21 protein-coding genes are annotated in these 25,704 nt (G+C 62.5%); 3 read left to right on the plus strand and 18 right to left on the minus strand.

All coding sequences use genetic code 11. The features are described 5' to 3' along the window. Window positions 1-28 precede the first annotated feature (28 nt). The 11 genes from DXB53_RS06575 to DXB53_RS06625 all read right to left on the minus strand — a co-directional run bounded on the left by DXB53_RS06575 (window position 29) and on the right by DXB53_RS06625 (window position 11,010). Window positions 29-565, minus strand: a complete 537-nt coding sequence (locus tag DXB53_RS06575; protein WP_117583816.1) for a TadE/TadG family type IV pilus assembly protein — start codon at window positions 563-565, stop codon at window positions 29-31. Further along, on the minus strand, window positions 501-719 hold the full coding sequence (locus DXB53_RS06580; protein WP_006235089.1) for a hypothetical protein: 219 nt from the start codon (window positions 717-719) through the stop codon (window positions 501-503). The genes DXB53_RS06575 and DXB53_RS06580 overlap by 65 nt, the downstream gene beginning before the upstream one ends. Before the next feature lies 1 nt (window position 720). Continuing rightward, on the minus strand, window positions 721-1,284 hold the full coding sequence (locus tag DXB53_RS06585; protein ID WP_117583817.1) for a hypothetical protein: 564 nt from the start codon (window positions 1,282-1,284) through the stop codon (window positions 721-723). Continuing rightward, the gene (locus DXB53_RS06590; protein WP_117583818.1) at window positions 1,248-1,481 is read right to left on the minus strand and encodes a hypothetical protein; all 234 of its coding nucleotides are present in this window, start codon (window positions 1,479-1,481) and stop codon (window positions 1,248-1,250) included. The genes DXB53_RS06585 and DXB53_RS06590 overlap by 37 nt, the downstream gene beginning before the upstream one ends. A 10-nt stretch (window positions 1,482-1,491) precedes the next feature. Then, window positions 1,492-2,133, minus strand: a complete 642-nt coding sequence (locus tag DXB53_RS06595; RefSeq protein WP_117583819.1) for a type II secretion system F family protein — start codon at window positions 2,131-2,133, stop codon at window positions 1,492-1,494. Continuing rightward, window positions 2,130-3,056: a type II secretion system F family protein gene (locus DXB53_RS06600; protein WP_117583820.1), complete on the minus strand. Its 927-nt coding sequence runs from the start codon at window positions 3,054-3,056 to the stop codon at window positions 2,130-2,132. Before DXB53_RS06600 ends, DXB53_RS06595 begins: the two co-directional genes overlap by 4 nt. After that, window positions 3,029-4,357, minus strand: a complete 1,329-nt coding sequence (locus DXB53_RS06605; RefSeq protein WP_006235095.1) for a CpaF family protein — start codon at window positions 4,355-4,357, stop codon at window positions 3,029-3,031. The genes DXB53_RS06600 and DXB53_RS06605 overlap by 28 nt, the downstream gene beginning before the upstream one ends. Next, window positions 4,354-6,003 carry a P-loop NTPase gene (locus DXB53_RS06610; RefSeq protein ID WP_117583821.1) on the minus strand — a complete coding sequence of 550 codons (1,650 nt, stop codon included), beginning with the start codon at window positions 6,001-6,003 and terminating at the stop codon, window positions 4,354-4,356. Before DXB53_RS06610 ends, DXB53_RS06605 begins: the two co-directional genes overlap by 4 nt. After that, complete coding sequence (gene cpaB / locus DXB53_RS06615; protein ID WP_233503830.1) at window positions 6,003-6,662, minus strand: Flp pilus assembly protein CpaB; 660 nt, start codon at window positions 6,660-6,662, stop codon at window positions 6,003-6,005. The genes DXB53_RS06610 and cpaB overlap by 1 nt, the downstream gene beginning before the upstream one ends. Window positions 6,663-6,914: 252 nt before the next feature. Further along, window positions 6,915-7,868 (minus strand): ribosome small subunit-dependent GTPase A, encoded by a 954-nt coding sequence (gene rsgA, locus DXB53_RS06620; protein WP_199409696.1) that lies wholly within the window; start codon window positions 7,866-7,868, stop codon window positions 6,915-6,917. A gap of 460 nt (window positions 7,869-8,328) precedes the next feature. Then, complete coding sequence (locus DXB53_RS06625; RefSeq protein WP_117583822.1) at window positions 8,329-11,010, minus strand: cation-translocating P-type ATPase; 2,682 nt, start codon at window positions 11,008-11,010, stop codon at window positions 8,329-8,331. A gap of 442 nt (window positions 11,011-11,452) precedes the next feature. Between DXB53_RS06625 and pyk the strand changes: the two genes are divergently transcribed. Continuing rightward, complete coding sequence (gene pyk, locus DXB53_RS06630) at window positions 11,453-12,913, plus strand: pyruvate kinase (RefSeq protein WP_099432613.1); 1,461 nt, start codon at window positions 11,453-11,455, stop codon at window positions 12,911-12,913. 421 nt (window positions 12,914-13,334) lie between these two features. Continuing rightward, window positions 13,335-14,408, plus strand: coding sequence for a hypothetical protein (locus tag DXB53_RS06635; RefSeq protein ID WP_147330903.1), 1,074 nt, complete (start codon window positions 13,335-13,337; stop codon window positions 14,406-14,408). Here DXB53_RS06635 and DXB53_RS06640 read toward each other — a convergent pair. From DXB53_RS06640 to pheS, 6 genes are all read right to left on the minus strand, one after another. Beyond that, on the minus strand, window positions 14,405-15,253 hold the full coding sequence (locus tag DXB53_RS06640; RefSeq protein ID WP_117583824.1) for a hypothetical protein: 849 nt from the start codon (window positions 15,251-15,253) through the stop codon (window positions 14,405-14,407). The two genes, DXB53_RS06635 and DXB53_RS06640, sit on opposite strands and share 4 nt — an antisense overlap. 78 nt (window positions 15,254-15,331) lie before the next feature. Next, window positions 15,332-16,102 carry an energy-coupling factor ABC transporter ATP-binding protein gene (locus DXB53_RS06645; RefSeq protein WP_117583825.1) on the minus strand — a complete coding sequence of 257 codons (771 nt, stop codon included), beginning with the start codon at window positions 16,100-16,102 and terminating at the stop codon, window positions 15,332-15,334. Between the two features lie 44 nt (window positions 16,103-16,146). Then, entirely contained in the window at window positions 16,147-16,983 is an 837-nt protein-coding gene (locus DXB53_RS06650) for an energy-coupling factor transporter transmembrane component T (RefSeq protein ID WP_117583826.1), read from the minus strand. Continuing rightward, complete coding sequence (gene cbiM / locus DXB53_RS06655) at window positions 16,961-18,046, minus strand: cobalt transporter CbiM (RefSeq protein WP_117583827.1); 1,086 nt, start codon at window positions 18,044-18,046, stop codon at window positions 16,961-16,963. Before cbiM ends, DXB53_RS06650 begins: the two co-directional genes overlap by 23 nt. Before the next feature lie 326 nt (window positions 18,047-18,372). Then, a complete protein-coding gene (pheT, locus tag DXB53_RS06660; RefSeq protein ID WP_117583828.1) occupies window positions 18,373-20,826 on the minus strand; it encodes a phenylalanine--tRNA ligase subunit beta in 2,454 nt (817 codons plus the stop codon). Between the two features lie 163 nt (window positions 20,827-20,989). Beyond that, a complete protein-coding gene (gene pheS / locus DXB53_RS06665) occupies window positions 20,990-22,066 on the minus strand; it encodes a phenylalanine--tRNA ligase subunit alpha (protein WP_055250566.1) in 1,077 nt (358 codons plus the stop codon). A gap of 504 nt (window positions 22,067-22,570) precedes the next feature. Here pheS and DXB53_RS06670 point away from each other — a divergent pair. After that, on the plus strand, window positions 22,571-24,145 hold the full coding sequence (locus DXB53_RS06670; protein ID WP_117583829.1) for a carboxypeptidase M32: 1,575 nt from the start codon (window positions 22,571-22,573) through the stop codon (window positions 24,143-24,145). A gap of 205 nt (window positions 24,146-24,350) precedes the next feature. Here the strand turns inward: DXB53_RS06670 and glmM are convergent, their stop codons facing one another. Beyond that, window positions 24,351-25,682, minus strand: a complete 1,332-nt coding sequence (gene glmM, locus DXB53_RS06675) for a phosphoglucosamine mutase (protein WP_117583830.1) — start codon at window positions 25,680-25,682, stop codon at window positions 24,351-24,353. Window positions 25,683-25,704: the final 22 nt, after the last annotated feature.

Below are 25,704 nucleotides of genomic sequence, written 5' to 3' on the forward strand. Positions count from 1 at the left end.
CGTCAAAACGCGTCTAGACCAGAAACGCTTAATCCCATGTAGCAATCCACGAATCATAATCTCCCTCCAGCCATTCGGGACGCGATTGATACGAGACATCGACCTTGAGCTCAACGTAGCCGCCCTCGGCGGTACCACCCATAGCCTGCGCAAACGCACCGATCACGGGCAACGGCTTGACCTCGCCGGAAACGGACACGGACGAGACGCCACCCGCACCGGCCCGGCCAAGCTCGATATCCCACGACAGCGGCCCGCCGACATGAAAAATCGAAACGTTGGGCACTGCGGCAAGCCGGCGGCGGGTGAACTCCTTAAGATCGTCGTCCTCCGCCGTCGTCGTGGTCATGAGCCGCGCGGTCTCGGCGGCGGCAGACTCCATGACCGCGCGCGTATAGAGCAGGCACACCGGTTGCAGTGCGAGAAGGATGAGCGTCAGAAACGTCGGCAGCAAAAAAGCGGCCTCGACCGTAGACTGCGCCCGGTCCTCGCACGCGATATCAATACAACGCGATGTCCTTAGCGCCCGCAGCGGCGTCGATAACCGACATCGAGGCAACGCCATGGGATGCCGCCCGCTCAACCAGCGCCGCCAAGCGCCCATCGGTGCCAGCACGCCAAAGTCCCGCAATCGCCAGCACGATCGATAACAGCGCCACCGTGACGATGGCGTATTCCACAGTCGCTTGGGCAACCTCCTCACGCAGAACGCCATGCATTTCACGACCCCTCCTTTGAGCTTATTGTTTGCGGGACCAGGCGCACGGCGCGCAGACGACACGAAGCATCGCCAGTATCCGCAGCAACCGTCACCATATCGACCCAGCCGCGTCCGTCACGCACGATAGCGCCCCACACGTTGCCCTTGATGTCGAGATAGCCGCTCAGAGCAAGTTGTGCCGTGGGTACCTCGCGATAGGCACGCAGCATATCCGCCGCCGCTTCGGTCATCGGTCGGTCCTCGGACCATGCAAGCCGGACCGCAATCGCGTTGCCCTCAGGCGAATCCGTCACAGTGTCAGACCGCTTGTCGAGCGTCCGCAGAAAGGTTTGCGCCGTGACAGCGACATCCGAATCGTCCGCATCTCGCATCTCATCTTTTTGAGACGCCACCGCCGAATCTGAGCCCAAATCGGAGGCGGTCCCAGGACGCTGCTGCCGCGCGGCGTTAAGCCCCCAAAGCACCACCGCTATCGCCACGGTCAGGCAAGCAAACACCAGCAGCACCCCGATGGGGCGCTCGCCCTCTACAGGCTGTTGATGCCCTCGCTGATCGCATCCCATAGCTCTTTAACCTTGCCTTTAAATGCAACGATGGCAATAATCGCGATCACCACAAGTACGCCCACTAAAATGGCGTACTCGGTGGTACCCTGCGCGCTCTCCTCCTGCAACAGCTCCTTGGCATGCTGGCGAGTGTGAATCGCCCGGCAAAAAGCCCAGCTCCAAGCCTTGTCAGCAACTTCGACCATCGTGTTCATGTATTCCTCCCTACATCATCCCGCCTGCTCCCAGCAGCGGGCCCAATATGGACAGAAGCAACGCCGGCAAGATGAGCGTGCCGGTGGGAATCAACAGCTTGACGGGCGCACGCTCGATCTCGCGCTCGACCGCGGCGCGATGAGCCGCACGGATCTCGCGACTTTGAGCGGCCAGCGTCTCGGCAAGTGGGGCACCCAGGGCGAGCGCCTGCCCCACCGTGATGGCAAAGGTCTCGAGCGCTCGCACGTCCAGGTCGCGCGCGGCGGCCAACAACTCGTCCTCACGCGTGCCCACGCCCACCTGCCACGCCATGCAGGCGCGCTCAAGGCGAAGAGCCAGCACTGACCGGCGGTTGGCGCAGAAAATCTCAAGCGCCGCATCAAACGAAAGACCGGCCGAAAGACCCAAGCGCACAACATCGATCATCTCGGACACTTCGCCGAGCGACACTCGCGCCGGGCCGCCCGCTCCAACCGCGCCCTTCACTCGCGCGGTCAGAGCATCGACCACCGAGCGACCCGCGGCAGCGACCAGCACCGCCTCGCGCATGCAGGCCCCTGCGATCTTGCGTGCATCCGCCCGATCCAAACCCGTCGCGACAAATACACTCAGGGCGCACAGGCAAGCCGCAACTGCAACCGGGGCGCTCATAGCTCCACCCGCATAATGCGCCGGATAACCACCAGGGCAACGGCGTTGAGGGCAAGACCCAGCACCACAGCGCCCGCGCCGGCAGGCGTCGCAAGACCGCGACGAAAATCTGCCGAAAGCAGCGCCAACACCGCGCACATGCCCGCCGGCATCGCCGCGACCATATGCGCAGACATGCGAGCCTGCGACGTCTTAACATCCAGGCGGCGCTTGAGCTCAATGCGCTCCCCCACCATGCTCGACGCCTCGGACAGTAAGTCGGCAAGCGGAGCGCCGGTGCGCTGAGACACCTTAAGCGCCAAGGTCACAAGCGAAAGACCGGGGGCGTCGATACGCACGAGCAAGTCATCGAGCGCGTCGGTCGCCGAGATGCCGCAATCGATCGCCGCCGCCACCCGCAAAAACTCGGTATGCACTGGCTCTTGCGCATGAGCGCCCACAAAGCGCATGCCCTGGGCCAGCGAATGTCCCGAGGCAAGCGACATGGAAAGTGCGGTAAACGCCTCGGGCATTGCCTCTTCTGCATCGTGTTGCTCGCGCCGGCTCTCAAAGCCATCCCGAGCGGCACCAACGGCAAACGGAGCAACAAGTCCCAAGGCAAATCCGAGGGGCGATAACGACACCATCGTTAGTAAAACGCAGCAGACACCGCTCGATAGCAGCAGAAACGCCAAACGTCCCGAAGCATCTTCGATCACGAGGCCAAGGCGATGCGCCGGAGCCAGCGATGGCCACGAACGGGCGATCTTTTTCAGCAGATCGTTTTCCACCAGCTCACGCGGCAGCTTCTCTGCCACCATCTCGAGCGCCTGACGTGCCAGCTCCGCCAGCGGTACCTGCGGCACACGAGGTTCCGCCCCGCACGCCGTCGCGACAGAAAGCCCTGCCAAGCCCCCTACGACGAGGGGCACAGTGATCTCCATTCGTCCACCTCCTCTTGTGTGAGCGTCCCCGACCGCAGGCCTTCTGCGATAAACGGCGGCTCGCGGTCAAGCGTCCAGGTGCGCTCGGCGGCATCGAACGTCACATAGCGCTCGAGCTCTACGCCACCCGATGCGGCGCGTCGCACCCCCGAATACGAGGAGACGAAACGCCTGCCATCGGCGTGGCGCTCGGACATCACGATGCCGTCGAGCGCCATGGCAATCTGCTCCTCGATGAGCTCGCTCGGCAGATCGATGCCATAACGTGCAAGCAACGTCAGACGCACCACGGTCTCCTGTTCTGAACCCGCATGAAGTGTGGTGAGCGACCCGTCGTGGCCCGTGTTCATGGCCTGCAACATGTCGCAGCACTCGGCACCGCGCACCTCGCCCACCACGATGCGGTCGGGGCGCATGCGCAGGGCATTAGTTACCAGGTCGCGGATCGTCACCGCGCCTTCACCCTCAATTGAAGCCTCGCGCGCCTCTAGGCGCACCACGTGCGGATGATGCGCAAACTTGAGCTCGGCAGAGTCCTCGATCGTCACGATGCGCTCGCCGGTGGAAATCTCACATGACAACGCGTTGAGCAGGGTGGTCTTACCAGATCCCGTGCCTCCCGCAACCGCCAGGTCCTGTCGCAGCGACACCGCGCACGACAGCAGCTGCGCATACCAAAGCGGCAGCGACCCCAGCCCCACAAGCTCGTCCAGCGAGCAGATACGGTCCGAGAACTTTCGGATGGTGAGAATCGGTCCGTCAATCGCCACAGGCGGAATCACCGCGTTGACGCGATAACCCGTTTTGAGGCGGGCGTTGACGATGGGGCTGCGCTCGTCGATACGGCGGCCAAGTGGCGAGATGATGCGGTCGATAAGCACACGGATCTGTTCATCATCCTCAAACGCATGCTCGATGGGGTACAAGACGCCGCCGCGTTCAAAGAAAGCCGAGCGGCAGCCGTTGATCATGATCTCGGTAACGGTGTCGTCCTCGATGAGCGGCTGCAACGGCCCCAAGCCCACCACGTCATCCAAAATCTCGTCGATGATGGTTTCGCGCTCGGGCGTCGCGAGATCGGTCGGCTCCTCAACATTGAGCGCCGCCTCCACCGCAGGACGCAATTCCGAGCGGGCAAGTGCCGGGTCGATATAGGCGCTGATACGCGCCACTTCGTCGTAACCCATGCGGTCCATCACGGCGCGCTTGGTGCGTCGTTTCACCGCGCGGCGACGCCCCGCATCTACAGGCGCTGCCGCCGCTGCAGCGCCGGCAGCCTTAATCCTCGTTTGCAGGCTCATCGCTGATCACCCTCGCGCAACCAGGGAAGGCGGATACGCGGGCGTTCGGTACGCGTTGCACGGTCGGCGACCATATCGCTCCAAGGGCCGACGGCGCACCCCAGTTCCACGAGCATCTCGCGCGTGGCCTCGCGCACGCTGGTCGCAAAAACGCTGGTCTGCCCCACTGCCTCGTCAGCGCGCCCAAACGCCATGAGCGCGGCGAGATCCTGCCCGCCATCGGCGATACGAATCTTGGAGCTCAACGCACAGGCAATCTCAAAGCGCATGGCGACGTCCTCGTCTGCCCCGCGCGCACCGAACCGGTTGAACACGGCGCTCATGCGCGTGCGCGGCACACCTACTCGACTTGCCAGTTCAATGACGCGCGACGCCGATGTCGCGGACGACACCGCCGCATCGCCAACGACCAGGCAACGGTCGCTCGCTGCCACCGCAGCCGCCACGGCGTCGCCCCAAAAGACCGAGGTATCGATAAAGACCACGTCGGATTCGCGACGCAGAACATCAAGCAGTAGCTCCACCGGACGTGCCATGAGCTCGGCTTGCTCGGGAGCCGCAACGGGACCCCAAAGCGTAACGCCCGGCGCCACGCGCATCGATGTGGCTACGATATCCGGCTCGGTGAGCGCGCCCGCCGCCGACGGCTCGATAAGTGTCGCCATATCGCGCGGGGCATCGACGCCTAACAAGTCGTAAAGGTTTCCAAACATCAGGTCCAGGTCGAGCACGGCGGCACGCAAGCCCAACAGCGACGATGTGTGTGCCATGGTGGCAACGATCGTCGACTTGCCGCAACCGCCCGAACCCGAAATGGCGCAGATGACCGAAGCTCGATGCGGCGAAGCGGCAGCGTCTGCCGGCGGCATCGGAGGCGGCGGGGCGGGCGTCGGTGACAGCGTCCCCGTCTCCCCCGCCGCAACCACACGCTGCGTCCAAGCCGGCATGGCAGCCTGTTCGGTCTGCGAGGCAGGCTCGTTCTGCGCAATCTGCTCATGCTGCATCAGCGACAACTCGCCACACCCGGCAAAGCCCTCAACTTCGTCGAGTTCATCCGCCAGATTCACGCCGTGCACGTATCCCATATCTACAGCCGGGGAGTCGCCAGCATGCTGCGCCGGCCCTCCAGCGTCATCGTATACAAGGGGGTTCCGGGGGCGCCGACCATGCTCGGCTTCCGCTTTTCCATAATCATCAACACGCGGGCCTCTTGTAGCGCGAGGCGCCCCGGGTTCCCTATCAACAAAAGCATCGGGCTCAATCGTCATGCGCCGATCGGAATCAACCGCTCCCTCGCCCGCGCGCCCGTTGCCGCATATACTGTGCGCAGCGATGACCTCGGTCGCCCCCGCGCGAAACAGCCCCTCGATATCCGACGGATCGAGCGCTTCTATCAACACGACCACGCGACTCACGCGACCTTCGGCCGTCAGGCGCGCAACAGTCTTGCGCACATCTTCGGTATCAAACAGAGACGCCGCGATGATGGCAGCCCCGCGGCGCGACGGAAACGCCCGCGCCATGGAAACCAGCCCGTCCAGGTCACCCACGCGAAGCACCTGTGCACCCGCATCACGGCCCTCGACTTCCCGCTGCAACAGCCCGTAATCGCCGCACGCGCAGCACGCAAGCCAGATCGCCTTCATCACTCGTCGCCTCCGCTCTTTTTGCCGCGCGCCGTGGCGGGAATCGTCAAGCTGACCGTTCCCTTGCCCGAGGCGCCCAGCAGTTCCTTGACGTCTTCGGGGTCAGCCGCCAGCGTCACCCATTCGATCTTGCCCTCACGTGTGGTGCCGGCATCTTCGCTGGTATCGATCACGTACGCGCCGCACAAACGATCGGTCACGCCATCTTTTTGCACGTACACGTCCACATAGCTGCCCACGCCCGTGGCGCCGCCGACTGAGTGCTCGGCATCGACCGCCACCGAAACGGCAACCTTGCCCTTAGGCACCTCGAGCTTGTGGCTCTCGGCCTTGGTGTAGACATTGCAAATCACGGCGTTTTTGGGAATGCGCGAGGTCGTCACGTCGCCGCGCACCTGACGCAGCTCGGTCGCCGCATCACGCGGCAGCAGACTCGCCAGCCATTCCTGGGTTATGACATTGGTCTCATCGAGGGTCTCGCCCACATCGATATCGCGCGCCGCGACGCATACCTCGACGCGATCGCCACCGTACTTGGCCAAGGTCTCAGCCTGGACCCGTTCAGCTTGCGAGCGGATCGACGAGCCGTAAACCATGCATAGCAGAGCAGCGAGCACGCCCGCGACCAGACTGATGGCGATGCGCTTGCTCTTGTTCACGGCCGCTCCTCTCATGGCAGTGCCGGGCAAATGCCCGTACCACCATTGTCTGGGCGACCAGAGCGCAAAGCGGCGCAATCGCAATCTTGGTTTTACGTGTCAAACCAATTGCTGACCAAAAGCTGACCAGCCCGTCAAGCTCGTGGCAAGGTTTTGGTCAGAACGTCGGCAAAACGCATATTTCGAGGCGCTTTGGCAGAAAAAAAGCCGCCTCCCGAACAGTTGGAAGACGGCTGTCATAGGAAAAATCAATTACAGATGGACATCGGGGTCGAGCATTTGGGCACTCACGCGCATGGATGACGCTAGATTTTGGAACGTCTCCAAACGCAGACTGTCGATCTGTCCAGCATCTTCGGCCTCGCGAACGGCGCAACCCGGCTCGTGAGTGTGCGTGCAATCGCCAAACCGGCACGCACGCGACGCCTCGACGATCTCGGGGAAGGCACGCGCCAGACCCCGCTCATGCCCCACGAGCGGCAGGCTGCGCAGGCCCGGGGCATCGGCGATCACGCCGGCGTCGCCCGGCAGCGCCACCATCACGCGCGCAACGGTAGTGTGACGGCCTTGGTCGTCGCGTTCGCGCACACCGCCGGTCGCCAACGTATCGTGGCCCAGCAGTGCATTGAGCAGCGTCGACTTGCCGGCACCCGACTCGCCCAGAATCATGGCGCAGCTCCCAGCAGGCACGCAGGAACGGACCTCGTCCAGGCCGCGGCCCTCGGCAGAGGACGTCACGATTACGCGCACGTCCGGACCCACCAGGCGGCGCACGCGGTCCAGATCGCGCTCGAGCTCCTCGGCATCGCAGCGGTCAGCTTTGGTGAGCACCACCACCGGCTCGGCATCGCAGTCGAGCGCCAACACTAGCGAGCGCGCCACGCGGTCGAGCAGCACCTCGCCAGCACCGAGCGCCTGCACGATTAGCACGCTATCCACGTTGGAGCAGAGCACCTGGCGCTCTCCGCGGGCACGGCCGCGCCAACGTTCAAAGCTCGTATGGCGCGGCAGCACGCACTCAATCACGCCCATATCGTGCCCGGGAGCGCGGCGCACCGCCACGCGGTCGCCCACGGCGGGCAGCAGGACCTCGTCCTCGCCGCGCGACTTGGCAAACCCCACGGCATGCTCGGCACGAAAGGTGTCGTCGGCAGTAGCCACCAGCGGAAACCCGCGATCCAAGCGCACCACGGCGCCAAGCTGCATCTGCTCGGGCTCCTCGGCATGTGCGCAGAAATCATCAAAGGCAGTCTGCTGGGCTTCATCGACTGGCAGGTCATCAAACGCCGGAACGTCCTGCAGCGCGTCGAGTCCCGGCACGCTTGCCAGCAGCTCCTCAGCAGATGCGGGAGCCTCGGTCGCAAGCTTCCGACGACGATCGCGCTTAGCCCGCGCCCCCGTCGTCTTTTTCTTCGCTTTAGCCTTAGCCTTGCCCACAAGCGCCTCCCAGCACCATAAATCACAACTGAGCAGGTATTTTCCCACAAAAAAGAGTCGGTCGAGCAAATGCTCGACCGACTCACACACTTTCCCTCAGCTTACGGTCCCGAGAGGTTATCCGAAGGCCCGCCCGCCGGGAGGGGTTTCTTCTGAGTGATCCCGCAGCGCGAAGCGCGAGGACCAGCGAAGAAGAAACCCCGCAGGCGGGCGGGCCCGGACAGGTACGTTACTCTTTCTCCACCGCGCGCATGATCGCCTTGTAGATCTCCATCAACGGGATGATCAGGAAGGCCAGGCCCAGCGCGGCAAGAACGCCCTTGAGCTCAAGCGTCACAGGGCCAAAGAACATCTCGGCAAGCGTCGGCTGCACGGTCACGATCACCGTCAGCACCAGTGCCAGAGCGGCGGAAGCCCACAGCCACTTGTTCTGCTTCTTCATGGTGAACAGCGACGCACGACGGCTGCGCATATTGAAGCAGTGGAAAATCTCGACCATGTTGAGCGTGATGAACGCCATCATCACGCCTTCCTCGTCGGCATTGCCGGCGATCATATCGGCGATGTGGATGTAGCCCATGTCAAAGTACACGCCCACAAAGAAGCTCGCCAGCACCAGCACGGTGATGATTAGGCCCTGGACCACGCAGTCCAGACCCATATGTCCGGCAAAGACACCATCCTTGGCGTTGCGCGGCTTGCGCTTCATGATGTCGCCCTCGGCGTCCTCCATGCCCAGCGCGAGCGCAGGGAAGCAGTCGGTAACCAGGTTCACCCACAGCAGCTGCACCGGCTGGAAGATGGTAAAGCCGATGAGCGTGGCGATAAACACCGAGAAGACCTCGGCAAGGTTGGCCGAAAGCAGGAACTGGATGACCTTGCGAATGTTGTCGTAGATGCGACGGCCCTCTTCGCAGGCACCGATGATGGTGGCAAAGTTGTCGTCGGCGAGCACCATGTCGGCGACGTTCTTGGTGACATCGGTACCGGTGATGCCCATGCCCACGCCGATGTCGGCGCGCTTGATGGACGGAGCGTCGTTGACGCCGTCGCCCGTCATGGCCACGATCTGGTCGCGCGACTTCCAAGCCTCGACGATGCGGGTCTTGTGCTCGGGCTGGACGCGGGCGTACACGCCGTAGTCCTCGATGTGCGCGTCGAGTTCCTCGTCGCTCATGCGGTCGAGGTCGGCGCCCGTGATGGCCTGGCTGCGATCGGCGACGATACCCAGCTGCTTGGCGATGGCCACGGCGGTGTCGATGTGGTCGCCCGTGATCATGACGGTGCGGATGCCGGCGTCGTGCGCCTCGCGGATGGCGTCGGCCACCTCGGGACGGACCGGGTCAATCATGCCGGACAGGCCGCAGAAGACCAGGTCATGCTCGAGCGCGGCGGGGCTGCAGTCGGCCGGGACCTCGGTGTAGGTGTGGCTTGCCAGCGCCAGCACGCGCAGGGCCTCGTCGGCCATGGCCTTGTTGGCGGCCACGAGCTCGGCGCGACGCTCCTCGGTCAGGGGGACGACCTTATCGCCCTCGTAGATATGGGTGCACAGGCCGATCACCACGTCGGGCGCGCCCTTGGTGTACTGCTCGTACTCGCCATCCAAGGTCTCGACGACCACGGACATCATCTTGCGGCCCGAGTCAAACGGGGCCTCGCCCACGCGCGGATGCTCGGCAGTCAGGCCGGTGAGGCCAGCCTTGCCGGCATCGTTGACGAGCGCACACTCAGTCGGCTCACCCACGGCCTCGCCCAGCTCCTCGTCCCACTGAGCATCGGAGCACAGCGCCATGCCGGCCAGGAACTTCTCCTTGGGCGCAGCGAGCTCGTGCTTGACGACGGTCATCTTATTCTGGGTAAGGGTACCGGTCTTGTCGGAGCAGATGGTCTGTGTGCAGCCAAGGGTCTCGACAGCAGAGAGCTTGCGGATAATCGCCTGGCGCTTGGCCATCTTGGTCACGCCAAGCGAAAGGACGATGGTCACGACGGCAACCAGGCCCTCGGGGATGGCGGCGACGGCGAGCGAGACGGCAACCATAAAGGTGTCGAGCAGGGCAGTCGGGTCGGTAAGAACGTTGCCCACGCCGTGGCGGATGATATCAACGCCAAAGATGACGACGCAGATGACGATAACCATGATGGTGAGGATGCGGCTGAGCTCGGCGAGCTTCACCTGCAGCGGCGTGAGCTCTTCCTTGGCCTCGGCCAGGGCGCCGGCGATCTTGCCCATCTCGGTGTTCATGCCGGTGCCGACCACGACGGCGCGACCGCGGCCGTACACGACGGTGGAGCCCATATAGCACATGTTCTTACGGTCGCCGAGCGGCACGTCATCGGTGCCCGCAGCGAGCTCGATCACGTTGGCGTGCTTCTCTACGGGCACGGACTCGCCGGTGAGCGCGGCCTCTTCGATCTTCATCGTAGCGCTCTCGAGCACGCGGCAGTCGGCCGGGACGGAGTCGCCCGCCTCGAGCATGATCACATCGCCAGGCACGAGCTCGGCGCTCGGCAGGTGCACGAGCTTGCCGTCGCGCAGCACCTTGGACTGCGCCGCACTCATCTCCTGCAGGGCCTCGAGGGCCTCCTCGCTCTTGGCTTCCTGGACCACGCCCAGCACCGAGTTGACGATAACGACGAACATGATGATGGCAACATCGGCAAAGTCGGGCTCGCCCTTGACCATGCCCGTGAGCGCACTGATGACGGCGGCAACGATCAGCATGATGACCATAGGGTCAGCCATCTGTTCAAAGAAACGCTTCCACAGCGGCGTCTTCTCAGCTTCCTCGAGCTTGTTAGGGCCTGTCTTGGCGAGGCGCGAAGACGCCTCGTCGTTGCTCAGGCCGAGGTTCTCATCGACACCTTGGTCGCTGAGCACCTCCGCCGCGGCGGACAGGTATTCCTTTTGCATATAGAGTCCCCTCCTGGGATTCGGGCCACTCAGCAGATTGATGCCCGATCATAATTCCCAGGAGAAGGGCAAGGGCTCATCAAGGCTGCCGTGCTGAGCGGCAGTTGATAGTGGAGCTATGGTACCCCAAAGCGACGCGTCTAGCCAAAACAATCGGTTTGGAAATATGGTCCGCACGCAACGGTGCAGACCGTGTGATGCTCAACATTGATAAAACGTTTTTTCTTCGGCACATCGTCAAACTGAAATATCGCCCAGATAGCAGCGGTTGGAGCGGTTGGTAAAGTTTTTTCATATACCGTTTATTCCGCAAAAAATGAACTTCTAATTCGGCATACGGTCGATTTTATGGGGTATTCGGTCGGCATTTCGTTATAATCAACACGGTTTTATTTCTTATGGTTTATCTATCAGCGCAAGACGATGTCAGATGGAGGTCTGAATGTACAAGCGCACTAAGATTGTATGCACCATGGGTCCCGCCTGCGATAGCGACGAGACCATCCGCGAGATGATCAAGGCGGGCATGAACGTCGCCCGTTTTAACTTCTCGCACGGCTCTTACGACGAGCACCACGGTCGCATCGAGCGCGTCCGTCGTATTTCCAAGGAGCTCGGTATGCCCGTCGGCATCCTGCTCGACACCAAGGGCCCCGAGGTCCGCACCGGCCTTCTGGTCGACGGCAAGAAGGTTGCCGTCAAGACCGGCGACAAGATCGTCGTCACCGCTCAGCCCACGTCCGAGGATTTCCACGGCACCGCTGAGCACATCTCCCTCGACTACCTGGCTCTGCCCTCCGAGGTCGAGAAGGGCTCCCTCATCCTGATCGACGACGGCCTGGTTGCCCTTGAGGTCGAGTCCGTCGACGGTCAGGACATGACCTGCGTCGTCAAGAACGACGGCCTGATCGGCGAGCGCAAGGGCGTCAACATGCCCAACGTCAACATCTCGCTGCCCGCCATCACCGAGCGCGATCGTCAGGACATTCTCTTTGGCCTGACCGAGAACATCGACTACATCGCCGCTTCCTTCATCCGTGACGGCGAGTCCGTCCGCGGCATCCGCGAGCTTTGCCGCGAGAACGGCGGCGAGCACGTGACGATTTTCCCGAAGATCGAGTGCGCCCTGGGCGTCGAGAACTTCGACGAGATCCTCGAGGCTTCCGACGGCATCATGGTCGCCCGTGGCGACCTGGGCATCGAGATCAAGCCCGAGCTCGTTCCCCACATCCAGAAGGAGATCATCGCCAAGTGCAACGCGGCCTACAAGCCCGTTATCACCGCTACGCAGATGCTCGACTCCATGCAGCAGAACCCGCGCCCGACGCGCGCCGAGGTTGCCGACGTTGCTAACGCCATCTACGACGGCACCGACGCCGTTATGCTTTCCGGCGAGTCCGCTGCCGGTAAGTACCCGGTTGAGGCCGTCAAGATGCAGGCCAGCATTGCTCTCGAGACCGAGAAGTACCTCCCGGCTCACGCTCCGCTCGAGGTTCCGGCCGATGCTCACGGCACCCGCGTCGTCAACAACGTTGTGGGTATGTCCGCTGTGAACATGGCTACCACCGTTGGCGCCAAGTGCATCACCGTGCCGACGACCACCGGTCGTACCGCTCGCCTGATCTCGCACTTCCGTCCCAATATGCCGATCTGCGCGTTCTCCCGCCACGAGTGGGCCGTCCAGCAGATGATCATGTACTGGGGCGTTATCCCGCACCAGGCCGAGATTACCCAGGGCACCGTCAACGGCACGATCGTCAAGGCGATCGAGACCGCTAAGGAGCTCGGCTACGTCGAGGCCGGCGACCTGACCGTCGCCACCGCCGGCGATCCCCGCATGAGCGTCCAGCTCGAGGACAAGGTCTCCTCGACCAACGTCGCTTACGTCGCCCAGGTGCGCTAAAACGCACTTGCAAGCACATTTGCATTGCAAAGGGCCCGGAAGGCTTCGCCTTCCGGGCCCTTTTTCTGTGTCAATGCCGGCACACGGCAAAACACGCACCCATTTCTTTACCAAAAGCGCGAAATCCACCTTTCGAGGCCCAAAAATAAAGTCCCAAGCGCTAAAAGTGTTCGCCCGATGGCGAAACCACACCTTACCCGACGCTGCTAAATCGTTTTAGCAAGAGCCAGATCGACCGCGTTTTCGGAAGTATGCGGCAAATTCTGAGACCTCCGAGCACACCCCGTTTTTTCGCAACAAAATGCCTGATAAACTGGCCTCAAAAGCCAGGTCTGCTCACAGGGTTCAGATTTTGCCGCATACTTCCGAATTGACGCTGGCATCGCACGGTCCAAAAGCACATTTCGACCAGGAGGATATCATGGACCTGACGCTATGCGGTCAATCCGCTTTTTACTATCACCGTATCCCGCCGCAGGTATTAGGGCTTTACCCCGCCATTAGCCTTGGCAATATGGATCGCAGATGTTGCGGCCTCGGAAGTCATGCAGTTGTAAAAGACCTGCTTCATGCACCGCTTCACAGGCTTGTATTCACTCGAGCACAATCCGGGTCGCGAAGCCTGTTTAAATCGCACCTCCTGACCCAAGAGCCGCCTCCCGGGTCGTTTAGGCAAACTGAACATGGATTTGATGTCACGTCGCCCGAGTTTACGCTGCTCAGCCTTGCTACGCAGGTCTCACGCAACCAGTTACTCATGGCTTGCTACGAGATGTGCGGCTCCTTTGCAGTGTTTACGCCCTGCGAGCGAACGCAACAACAACTCGATGAAGCCATTTCGCTTAAGCTCATTCCACCCAACTGCGGTTGGGAGCGAGTTGTCGACACCAAGGGCAATGACACCAATTTGTGGAAGCGCCCGCCGCTCCTCAGCGCGGCGGATATCGCCGCGTTCGCCAAGCAGGCTGCAGGCCTGCGCGGCGTTAAACAACTGCGCTGGGCGGCCGAGCACATGACGGGGCAGACCGCCTCGCCCTTCGAAGTACAGACCTCTATGCTTGTCTCGCTCCCCCGCAACGAGGGCGGCATGGGCATCAACATCGCAAACAACGTGCGCATCCCACTCAGCGACGCCGCGCGTTCACTGTATGACAAAACCTGCTGCTACGCCGATATCCTCATCGAGAGCAACACCGACAGCATGGGCGTCATCTTGGAATGCCAAGGCCGCTCCGCCCACGATGGCGAAGCCGCAAGTCTCTCCGATGCCGAGCGCACCACCGCCCTCACAAGCATGGGCTATGACGTTATCCAGATAACCTATGAGCAAATCAAAGACACGAAGAGCTTTAACAACATCGCCGAACTCATCCATAAAAAGGCAGGGCTCCCCTACATCCCAAAGACCGATCAGGAACGCACCACCGAAGATGCCCTACGGCGGGAGCTATTGGTCGATTGGGATGAGCTGTTCGCCGTCAAGCCGGCCAGCTAGCAGCTAGTGATCAGAGGGACTGCGGGGACGTCAGAAGCGGCAACGCGAGTCGCAAAGCCCACCTCGGTCAGCTCGATGACCTCGGTAAACGTTGCATCGAAAAACTCCTCAGTTAGCAAGCGGTATGGCGGATGATCGGGCTCACCGGGGTTTTCGCGCACAATCTCGTGCATAACGCCGATGGTCTTGAGCACATACTCCTTATGGATGGGATACTGCCCAAAACGCGTCGCCGCAGTATACAGGCGATTGGTCGCGCGCGGAATCGAAACGATGCCGAGCGTCTTGCCAAACCAGTCAAAGTCGCCTTGCTTTTTAATGCGGAATTCCTCGCACGGCTTGCCGCCGTGCGCCTCCAGGTACTGATTCACGCGCGTATTCCATACGGTATCCGCCACCAGATGCGACCAGACGCCCAGCGTCAAATCGAGCAGCGACTGCGCCACGTCACCGGGCGCGAGCGAAAGCTCGCTAGCACCGGGACCGGCAACCGGCTCGGCGTCCTTGTAGCGTTGGGGATAATGCACCCGATTGAGTCGCTCGCGCTCCTCGGCGATCGAGGTCGCGGCAGCCGGCGTACCAACAGACGCCCCTTTGAGCAGCGGCGCCACATAGGTATCCCAGAACTCGTGCTCGCGCGGCTTAGGGATAGGCTCGGGGTTTGCAAAGTGCGTAATGCGATACGGAATGGGATCAGCGATACCAGGGACCATATAGCCCACGAAGATATCCGGAACCACGCAGCCAAACAAGAAGGCATTGCGGTCACGAACGCTATCGGCAAGCACGCCAGCACGCGCCAGCAAGCGCTCCGTTTGAGCGATATGAATGTTCCAACTTGGCATAGCCACCCCCATAAAACCTGGTTAACTATACCATCACGGCAGAGTCGCACAGGCGGCCATACATACCCTACGCAGCAACTATTCCGCAGCACCGCTTTCGGTTCCATACGACGGCACGGGCGCCTCGACCACATGGTGATATCGATCGATATAGATGGCGCGGGCACCCAGGCGCCGCACCAAATCTTGATGATGCGTGCTCATCAAGACCGTCTTGCCGGCAGCAACATAGGCCAGTAGAAAGTTGACCACGATGTCGCATGAGTCCTCGTCGAGCCCATTGGTAGGCTCGTCGAGGACCAAGATATCCGGGTTCATCGACACGACGGCCGCCAGCGCCACACGCTTCTTTTGCCCGCCCGAGAGCTGATAAGGCGAGGCGTCGGCAAGATCGGCAACCTGGAACAGCCCCATGGCATCGCGCACGCGGCGCTCGAGCTCGTCTGCCGGCAGTCCCATCTGCGCGGGACCAAACGCGACCTCCTCGCCGACTGTGGCGCAAAAGAGCTGCGCATCGGCATTCTGGAACACAAAGCCCACGCGCTGATGAAAACGATGAGCGGCCGCGGAATCCTTTAGAAACGCCGCATCGATCACGTGCCCGTCAAACAGGTATGCCCCTGCGTCCGCGAGTTCAAGGCCGTTAATAAGGCGCATAATCGTCGTCTTGCCGCAGCCGTTGGGACCAAGCAGAGCAACGAGCTCCCCACGGTTCACCCGCAATGAAACGCCGTCGACCACCGTATGACCCGCATAGGAAAACACCACGTCGCGAAACTCGATGAGCGGCGTGACCTCGGCGCCGGCAGCACCGCTCGCACCCATCGCGTTATTCGTATCGTTTGCCAAAACGCCGCCCTTCCCTACTCACATCGACAGTTCGACCGTCCGCGCTACAACACCGCGCACAACACGACGAGCAACGCCACAACGGCCGCGTAAACGGCATCGCGCCAGTCAAACCCGGCGCGTGCAGGCGCCGGATACACGCCGGCAAAGCCGCGGCAAAGCATGGCCTCGTCCATCGCGCGGCTGCATTCCATCGCCTTGATAAACGTCATGCCCATGATACCCGCCAGCGAGTCGGTGCGCGAAAAACCCGTAGGCGCACGACCCACGCTGCGCAGCATGACCGATTCGCACAGATCGTGCGCCGTGCGTCCCAGCACCTCGATATGCTTGAGCGCCATATCGAAAGTAAAGATGACCTCGTCGGGCAGGTGCAGCATTTTGAGCGCCGCAGACATGCGGCTCCAAGTAAGCGTCCATGAAACGCCCAGCACCAGCGACACATTAATGAAGGTCTTGAGCGCGATCTTGAGCATGGCGCCCGTGGCAGACGCGCCCAGCAGCAGGGCAGGCAGTGCCAGAACCACCGCAAGCCCCGTGGCGCCGAGCGCCGGTACAAAGGTCGCACGCAGCCCGCGTACGGGGCGCACGGCAACGAGCGCCAGCGCGATAGCCGCCATCAACATGAGGTACAGCGGGCTCTGCGTCAGACACACGCACAGGACGCAGACGAACATCCCCACCAGGCGCACCGGAGCCGAAACGCAAGAAAGGGCGCGGTCGACCATCGACCCGCCCTCGTGCGCACCTCCACCCAGGCGAACCCGCTCAAGCAGGCTCGTCAGGTGCAGGACGTTCTTTTGCATCCCGCGATGCCGAGCCCCCGTGGGCTCGTAACGCTCCTCGGTCGCAAGCCAGCTAGGCAGCTCGGCTATTGCCATGAGCACCGCTTTCCTTGACCGTAAGCGAGACCAGACGGAATGCGATGGTGAGCACCGCCACGCCAATCACGCCGGAAAGGATATACATGGCAGCCTGGCCGGCAAAGCCAAGGCCCTGCTCCTCGGAATAGGCCTGCAGGTAATCACCCGTGGGCAGGGCGTCGGCAAAGGTCGGGGTATCGAGACCGACCGAAGCCTGCAGGCCGTCGTCGCCAGCCTCCTGAACGGCGGTCGCGGCGCCCTCGGCGTCCCACTCACCCCAGGCGTCACCCGTGGCCAGCAGGCCCAGCGGCGTGGCCACGACGAGCACGGCAACCAGGATGAGCGTGGGGACCAGCGAGGTCTTCTTGGCAACAGCGCCCTCGGCAGCAAGCTGGCCATCGACGGCCTCGGGCCCGACGATAATGCTCGGCGCCGTCTTCTTAATGAAGCCGTAGATGGCGGCCGTCGCCACGCCCTCGATCACGCCGGCAACCAGCATATGCGGGATCAACATGGCCGGAATAGCCACGGACAGCGGGAAGGGGCAGTACAGAGGGGCGCCCGAAGCGTTGGTGAAGAGCATCGGCTGAATACCAAACTCGATTGCCGCGCACAGGGCCGCCAGGCACAGGCCGACCCAACCGCTCACGATGGCAGAAACCGAGGTGCCCCAGCTCTTGTCGTGCAGACGGCTGTTGAGCGCACGGAACACGATAGCAGCGACAAACGGCAGCACAAAGGCCATGTTAAAGCAGTTGGCGCCAAACGACAGAACGCCGCCGTCGCCAAACAGCAGCGCCTGCAGCGCCAGAGCGACCGAGACAGCGATAGCCGCGGCCTCGGGGCCCAGCAGCAGCGCGATGAGTGCGCCGCCGACGGCGTGACCAGTGGTACCGCCGGGCAGCGGAACGTTGAACATCATGAGCAAGAAGGAGAATGCGGCGCAGATGCCCAGGAACGCCATATGCTCGCGATCGAGCGTGGCGCGCACCTTTTTGATGCAGTGAACCCATACGGGCACCATCGCCACCGCCATAACGGCATCGGTCTGCGGGGACAGATAATTATCGGGAATATGCATGAGCCCTCTCAATCAGAACGTTGTGTGTTACGTTTCCAACAATCCGTAACACCGACTCTGCATACTAACAAAAAGGCGCACCGCCCACAACGCAGCACGCCCTTGCAATACGTGCGTTATTAGCCCAGGTCCACGCACCGCCCAATAAAGGGCCCATGCACTCCCAACTTTCCGGTCACCCGGAAGAAGGTGCGATCCGCTCGCAACAAGGTTAACGCAGGAACCCGCCCCCGAGAGGGGTTTTCTAAGGCAACATCCCGCAGCCGCGAAGTGGCGAGGACGTTGCCGTGAAAACCCCGCAGGGGGCGGGTTCCGAACAGCAAAGATTACGAGCGGACTTCGCCGTTTACGCCCTTGCACACCTTGGTGACGATCTTCTGGTGCGCCTTCTCGACCTCTTCGCCAGTAAGCGTGTGGTCGTCCGAGCGATACGTGAGCGCAAAGGCCATGGACTTCTTGCCCTTGCCGATACGAACCGGATCGCGGTAGACATCGAACAGGCGCACGCCCTCGAGCAGCTTGCCGCCGGCGCTGGTAATACGGCGCTCAAGATCCTCGCAGGTCACGGCATTGTCGACCACAATGGCAAGGTCGTGCTCAACGGCCGGGTACTGCGAGAACTCGCGGTAGTTCTCCTGGTTGCGGGCGCCCTTGATCAGCTTGTCCAGGTCAAGCTCAAAGGCAACGACAACCTCGTCGATGCCGCAGGCCTCGCGCGCCTCGGGGTGGATCTCGCCGACCCAACCCAGCACGGTGCCGCCGGACAGAACCTCGGCCGCACGACCCGGCTGCAAAAAGGCATAGCCCTCGCCCTCGACGGGACGGAAGCGAACCTTCTCGATGCGCAGCTGGGCGAGCAGCTCCTCGACGATACCCTTGCCAAAGAAGAAACGCAGTTTACGGTACTTCATGTTCCAAGACTGCTCGCTCCACTGGCCCGAGAGCACACCCGCGACGGACTTGGTCTCCTTGGGCAGGCTGGCGTTCTCGCGACCGTGGAACAGGCTGCCGACCTCGTACAGGTGCACGTTGGGCGTACCGTGCGCCTCGTTGTAGGCCACGGACTGCAGCAGGCCCGGCAGCAGCGAACGACGCATCTCGGTCTGCTCGGCCACCAGCGGGTTCATGAGCACCACGGGGCAGCCGCGACCCTCGGTGGGCATGCCGATCTTCTCCAGGTCGCCCGGGGCGGCAAAGCCAAAGGTCGTGGTCTCGTTGAGGCCGCAGGCGCGCAGGATCTCGCCGACCTTGCGGGTGAGCTTCTGCTCGCGAGTCAGGCCGCCGATGTGGTTCTTGGCAGCCGGGATGGTCGCCGTCACACGGCCCATGCCCCATAGGCGCAGGACCTCCTCGATCAGGTCAATCTCGCGCGGCAGGTCGGGACGGAAGCTCGGCGGGGTAACCATAAAGTCCTCGCCGTCGCGCTCGACGGTGCAGCCCAGACGGGTAAGCGAACGCTCGATAAAATCGGGCTCGATGTCGGCACCGCAGATGGCATGCACGCGGGCCAGGCGCAGCTTGATGCTGTCGATGGTCTTGGGCGCGGGGAAAACATCGACATAGCCGGGAGCAACCTCGCCGCCGGCGATCTCCTCGATGAGCGCGCAGGTAACGTTGGCGACATCCACGCAGCCAGTCTCGTCAACCTGGCGCTCAAAGCGAATGGAGGCGTCGGAGATCAGCGACAGATCGCGGCTGGTGTGCGAGGTGCGACCGGCGTTGAAGCAAGCGCTCTCGACCATCACGTCGACGGTGTCGTCCTCGATCTCGGAATCCATGCCGCCCATAACGCCGGCCAACGCCACGGGGCGCTCGCCGTCGGTGATAAGGCCCATGCCGGCGTCGAGCACGCGCTCTTCGCCATCGAGCGTCGTGAATTTCTCATCCTGCTGGGCGGCGCGAACCACCACGCGACGGTGGCCATCGCGCTCGGCAAAGGTGTCCAGGTCAAAGGCGTGCAGCGGCTGACCGGTGAGCATCATCACGTAGTTGGTGATGTCGACGATGTTGTTGTGCGGACGCACGCCCAGGGCGTTAAGGCGCTTGACCATCCAGTCGGGCGACGGGCCGACCTTCACGTTGCGCACGATGCGGGCGACATAGCGGTCGCACAGGCCCTCGTCGGCAATCTCGACGGAAAGCTCGTCGTCGGTCGCGCGGCCAGTCTCCGCCTTGATGGCGGGCAGCTCCACGTGGAAATCGCGGTCGAAAATGGCACCGGTCTCGCGGGCCATGCCGATCATGGACAGGCAATCGGGACGGTTGGGCGTGATCTCGCAGTCGAGCACAGTATCACTCGAGCCCACGTACTCGGCAAACGGCATACCGCAGGGCGTGTCCTCGGGCAGAATCATGATGCCGGAGTGGTCGCCACCCAGGCCGAGCTCGCGCGCAGAGCAGTTCATGCCCATGGACACGACGCCGCGAAGCTTGCTCTTCTTGATCTTGACGTCGCCGGGCAGGACAGCGCCGATCATGGCCGTGACGATGTGGTCGCCGGCCTCGAAGTTCTGCGCGCCGCAGACGATCTGCAGCGGAGCGGGATTGCCGTCGGCATCGAGGTTCTTGTCGCCCACATCGACCGAGCACACATACATGTGGTCGCTATCGGGGTGCGGGGTCTTGGTGAGCACCTTGGCGGTCACCACGTGGTCGAAGGACTCGCCCACGGTGTCGATCGCCTCGACCTCGGTGCCGGTACGGATATATTCGTCCGAAAGGGTCTTGGGATCCTCCGGAATATCGATCATGGTCTTGAGCCAGTCGTAAGAAACGCGCATGTAGCTCTCCTAGTTCTTAATCTCCGCATAGGGAGGAAATATCAAATGAAGACGTTCGCCTTAGGGTTGTCCAGGTGCCCCAGGTTGGCGTGAAAGAGGAGCGACGCGTACTAAAGGTACGCGAGCGACGGTTTGAACGCCAAGATGGGGTGCCTGGGCAAGCCTAAAATTGGTTCAGGAAGCGCATATCGCCCGTCATGAGCGTTCTGAGGTCCGGCAGGTCGTAGCGCAGGGCCGCGACGCGCTCGGCGCCAATGCCAAAGGCGAAGCCGGTGTACTTCTCGGGATCGATGCCGCAGTTGATCAGGACGTTGGGGTCGACCATGCCGCAGCCCAAGATCTCGATCCAGCCGCTGTGCTTGCAGAAGTTGCAGCCCTTGCCGCCGCACACGTGGCAGCTCACGTCCACCTCGCAGCTGGGCTCGGTGAAGGGGAAGAAGTGCGGGCGGTAACGCGTCTTGCGATCCTCGCCAAACATGCACTTAACAAAGTAGTCGAGCGTGCCCTTCAGGTCGCCAAAGGTGATGCCCTCGTCGACGACCAGGCCCTCGATCTGGTTGAACTGCGGCAGGTGGCAGGCATCGGCCGTGTCGGGACGGTAGACGGTGCCCGGGCAGATCATGTAGATGGGCGGCTTCTGCGACTCCATAGTGTGGATCTGCACGCCCGAAGTCTGGGTGCGCAGCAGCACGTCGGACTCGCCGTGGGCGTGAGCCTCGGGGTGCGCGACGCTGCCGGGGTTGTTGTCGACCACGTAGAAGGTATCGCGGGCCGAGCGGCTCGGGTGATCCATGGGAGCGTTGAGCGCGGTGAAGTTGTAGTAAGAGGTGTCGACCATGGGGCCGGACTCGACGGTGTAGCCGATGCCGCAGAAGATGTCCTCGGCCTCCTCGATGATTTGCTTGATCAGGTGCTGGTGGCCGATCTGCGGACGGATGCCCGGCAGCGTGATGTCGACGGCGTCGTGCTCGAGTGCGCGCTTGAGGGCGGCGGCCTTCATCTCGGTGTTTCGCTCGTCGAGCATGCCCTCGATCAGCTGGCGCATCTCGTTGGCGCGCTTGCCCATCACGGGACGATCCTCGGGGGCGAGCTTGCCCATCATGCGCATCAAGCCGGTGATACGACCCTTGCGACCGAGCAGCTCAACACGCGCAGCCTCGAGCTTGGCGGCGTCATCGGCGCCTGCGACGAGCTCCTTGGCCTCTTCCTCGAGTTTGACCAGATCATCAATCAGACTCATGTCTTCCCTTTCGTCTCTCGCGCATCCACTTGCCGCGGCGGCTGGAGCCACCCGGAGCTGCGGATGTGCGGCCCGGTTCGGTAACAAAAAAACCGCCCTCGGGCATGTGCATTGCCCAAGGACGGTTGAATTCCGCGGTACCACCTTGTTTGACCCGGCGGATGTCTGGCCCGCCGCGCCCACTCTGTGCCCCTTGTCGCGAGGCTCACGGCTTCCCTACTGGGGCTTCGCCGCCGCTGGCCGCGTGCCCGTTGAGGTCGCTGCTCGGGAGTGAACGCTTGGCCCTTGTCACCGCAGGAAGGCTCGCAGCCCATGACCTTCCCTCTCTTGCCGGCGACGCGGCGGGCAAAACCCTCTCCGTCAACGCATTGGGCTATAGGATAACACATTCTGCGTGTGCATCGCCGCGTTCCGTTTTGTTCGCACTGGGTACAAGGCAGGTAGCTGTGCAAACTGGCCGCGCGCCCACCCGAAGCGCTCGGCTCACGAGATCAAGGATATGGTATGGGAAAGAAACTCGATAAGAAGGCCGAGCCTGCAGCGGGCAAGACATCCAAAGGCATGAAGGTCGATAAGGCCGTCAAAAAATTCCGCAAGCTCGAAGGCAAGCTGTGGACTCGTGAGTACCTGCTCAAGATTGCCGAGTTTGACGGCGCGACCATTGCCCCCGCCAACGGCGCAGCAGCGCGTGCCGACGCCATGGGCACGCTTGCCGGCGAGCATCACAAGCTGCTGACCAGCGAGAAGTCCGTTGAGCTCGTACGCTCGTTAGCGCGCGAGACCGTCGCCGGCGGCAAAATCGACGACCCTCAGCTGCTCGACGAGATCCGTGTGCTCGGCCGCGATCAACGTGAGGCCAGTGCCATCCCCACCGAAGAAGCCGAGGCCTGGACCAGGCTCACCTGCGAGGCGGACGCCGTGTGGCGCAAGGCCAAGGCAGCCAACGACTGGGCGAGCTTTGAGACCTATGTGGATAGAATCGTCGCCCAACTTAAGCATCAGGCCGAGCTCATGGACCCCAAGCGCGATCCATACGACGTTTGGCTCGACCAGTACGAGCGCGGCCTTTCCGCCAAGAGCTTCGACGCGTTTTGCGACGAGGTCAAGGCCACGGTCGTGCCGCTCGTGCACGCCATCGGCGAGCGCGGCCAGCAGCCGGCTGCCGACTTTTTGCACGCCCACGTGCCCGAGGCTGCCCAGCGCGCCATGAGCTTCGACCTTATGAAGCTTGTCGGCCTGGACCTGGACGACACCACGCTTGCCTTTACCGAGCATCCGTTTAGCGAGGGCTTTGCCGTGGGTGATGCGCGCATCGCGACGCACATCTACGAGGACGACTGCATCTCCAACGTCTACAGCATCATCCACGAGGCGGGGCACACCATGTACGAGCTGGGCGTCAATCCCGCCTACGCGCGCACCTGCCTGGAGGGCGGCACCTCCATGGGCATCCACGAGAGCCAGAGCCGCTTTTTCGAGAACACCGTGGGTCGCAGCCGCGCCTTTATGGGCCCGCTGCTCGAGGTGCTGCGTCGTCACGCGCCCGAGGTCTACGGCGACGTCGACGAAGACACGCTCTACCGCGCCGTGAACATCGCGCAGCCGTCGTTGATCCGCACCGAGGCCGACGAGCTCACCTATCCGCTGCATATTATGGTGCGCTACCAGATTGAGCGTATGCTGTTTGCCGGCGAGGCTGCGGCCAAGGACATCCCCGCGCTTTGGAACCGCTTTATGGACGAGTACCTGGGCATTCCCGTTCCCGACGACACGCACGGCTGCCTGCAGGATACGCATTGGAGCGGCGGTTCGTTTGGCTACTTCCCCACGTATGCGCTGGGTAGCGCCTACGATGCCATGTTTGTGCCGGCCATGTGCCGCGACGGCGTCGACCTTACCGGTGCCTGCGCGAGCGGCGATCTGGCGCCCGTCCGCGCCTGGCTGGGCGAGCACATTTGGCAGTGGGGCCGCGCCAAAGACGCGCCGGAACTCATCAAGGGCGCCTGCGGCATGGCCTTTGACGCCCGCTACTACTGCAGCTACCTGCAGGACAAGTTCACCACACTGTACGAGCTGTAAGGATTGACCAGCACGCCATCGCCAACGCCAACTATGTTGACGCCAATGTCTTGGCAACGTCAGCGAAAACGACCCTAAGCGAGCAAGGTGACGTGAAATGAAAGGGCGCTGACCTTCTGGTCGCGCCCTTGAAATTGAACGTCAGATTGCCGCTTAGGGGCGTTTGCAGCGTCGAGCAGTTACGCGGTTTGGTAAAACCGCGTAACTACAGAGCCTCGAGTGCGTTGGCGATGCGCTTCATGGCGGCATCGGCGGATGCTTGGTCGGGCGCCTCGGCCAGCACGCGGATAACCGACTCGGTTCCGCTCTTGCGTACGAGCACGCGGCCCTCGCCTGCCAGCGCAGCCTCGGCCTCGGCGATGGCGTTCTGCACGCCCATGTTCTCGAGCGCGGCGTCCTTGTCCGCCACGCGCACGGCCACCTGCGCCTGCGGTAGCAGCTTGCACGGAGCCGTGAGCTGCGAGAGCGTCTCGCGCTCGGCGCGGATCACTTCCATCACGCGCAGCGAGGTCATAATGCCGTCGCCCGTGCGCTCGATATCGCCAAAGATCGTATGGCCCGTCTGCTCGCCGCCCAGGCTGTAACCGCCCTCGCGCATCTTGGCATACACGTGGCGGTCGCCCACACCGCTGGTCACGGCACTTAGGCCGGCAAGCTCCAACGACTTGATCAGGCCAAAGTTGCTGGCAATCGTCGGAACCACGGTACCGCCCGAAAGGCGACCGTGCTTGTTCAGGTACACGCCGCACACGTACAGGATCTGGTCGCCATCGACCACGCGGCCGCGCTCGTCCACGGCCAGGCAGCGGTCGGCATCGCCGTCATAGGCAAAGCCCACGTCCAAGCCCTGCTCCACCACGTGGCGCTGCAGACGCTCCATATGCGTGGAGCCGCAGTCGACGTTGATGTTAAAACCATCAGGCGCGGCATTGATCACGCGCACGTCGGCGCCCAGCGCGTCGAACACCGGCTTGGCCACCGAGGACGCCGAGCCGTTGGCGCAGTCGATGCCGATCTTGACGCCCTGCAGCGAAAAGTTCGCGCTGGCGATGAGCGAGGCAATGTAGCGGTTGCGGCCCTGCATGTAGTCCACCGTGGCGCCGATGTGGTTGCCCGTGGCCAGCGGCACCTCGCTCTTGCCATCGATGTAATCCTCGATGAGCTCCAGTACGTCCTCGTCCATCTTAAAGCCGTCGCTGTTGACGAGCTTAATGCCGTTATCGCAAAACGGGTTGTGGCTCGCACTGATCATGATGCCGCAATCGAAGCAGCCCTCCACGGTCTGATGCGCCACGCCCGGCGTGGGGATCACGTGCAGCATGTAGGCGTCCGCACCGCTCGCGACTAGGCCACTCACCAGCGCCGCCTCGAACATATAGCTCGAGCGACGCGTGTCCTTGCCCACGATCACGCGCGCCTTGGCCCCGCGGTTGGCGCCGTAATACCAGCCCACAAAGCGGCCGATCTTATAAGCGTGCTCTACCGTCAGCCCAACGTTGGCCTCGCCGCGAAAGCCATCGGTGCCAAAGTACTTCATGCGCTCTCCTTACAAAACAGGG

It is taken from the genome of Collinsella sp. OM04-5, assembly GCF_003439125.1.
Taxonomy (GTDB): Bacteria; Actinomycetota; Coriobacteriia; order Coriobacteriales; family Coriobacteriaceae; genus Collinsella.

Coding starts and splice junctions, on each gene's coding strand:
- DXB53_RS06575 (WP_117583816.1), bottom strand. CDS start 565: ATGGCGTTGCCTCGATGTCGGTTATCGACGCCGCTGCGGGCGCTAAGG.
- DXB53_RS06580 (WP_006235089.1), bottom strand. CDS start 719: ATGCATGGCGTTCTGCGTGAGGAGGTTGCCCAAGCGACTGTGGAATAC.
- DXB53_RS06585 (WP_117583817.1), bottom strand. CDS start 1,284: ATGGGATGCGATCAGCGAGGGCATCAACAGCCTGTAGAGGGCGAGCGC.
- DXB53_RS06590 (WP_117583818.1), bottom strand. CDS start 1,481: ATGAACACGATGGTCGAAGTTGCTGACAAGGCTTGGAGCTGGGCTTTT.
- DXB53_RS06595 (WP_117583819.1), bottom strand. CDS start 2,133: ATGAGCGCCCCGGTTGCAGTTGCGGCTTGCCTGTGCGCCCTGAGTGTA.
- DXB53_RS06600 (WP_117583820.1), bottom strand. CDS start 3,056: ATGGAGATCACTGTGCCCCTCGTCGTAGGGGGCTTGGCAGGGCTTTCT.
- DXB53_RS06605 (WP_006235095.1), bottom strand. CDS start 4,357: ATGAGCCTGCAAACGAGGATTAAGGCTGCCGGCGCTGCAGCGGCGGCA.
- DXB53_RS06610 (WP_117583821.1), bottom strand. CDS start 6,003: ATGAAGGCGATCTGGCTTGCGTGCTGCGCGTGCGGCGATTACGGGCTG.
- rsgA (WP_199409696.1), bottom strand. CDS start 7,868: ATGCAGCTTGGCGCCGTGGTGCGCTTGGATCGCGGGTTTCCGCTGGTG.
- DXB53_RS06625 (WP_117583822.1), bottom strand. CDS start 11,010: ATGCAAAAGGAATACCTGTCCGCCGCGGCGGAGGTGCTCAGCGACCAA.
- pyk (WP_099432613.1), top strand. CDS start 11,453: ATGTACAAGCGCACTAAGATTGTATGCACCATGGGTCCCGCCTGCGAT.
- DXB53_RS06635 (WP_147330903.1), top strand. CDS start 13,335: ATGGACCTGACGCTATGCGGTCAATCCGCTTTTTACTATCACCGTATC.
- DXB53_RS06640 (WP_117583824.1), bottom strand. CDS start 15,253: ATGCCAAGTTGGAACATTCATATCGCTCAAACGGAGCGCTTGCTGGCG.
- DXB53_RS06650 (WP_117583826.1), bottom strand. CDS start 16,983: ATGGCAATAGCCGAGCTGCCTAGCTGGCTTGCGACCGAGGAGCGTTAC.
- cbiM (WP_117583827.1), bottom strand. CDS start 18,046: ATGCATATTCCCGATAATTATCTGTCCCCGCAGACCGATGCCGTTATG.
- pheT (WP_117583828.1), bottom strand. CDS start 20,826: ATGCGCGTTTCTTACGACTGGCTCAAGACCATGATCGATATTCCGGAG.
- pheS (WP_055250566.1), bottom strand. CDS start 22,066: ATGAGTCTGATTGATGATCTGGTCAAACTCGAGGAAGAGGCCAAGGAG.
- DXB53_RS06670 (WP_117583829.1), top strand. CDS start 22,571: ATGGGAAAGAAACTCGATAAGAAGGCCGAGCCTGCAGCGGGCAAGACA.
- glmM (WP_117583830.1), bottom strand. CDS start 25,682: ATGAAGTACTTTGGCACCGATGGCTTTCGCGGCGAGGCCAACGTTGGG.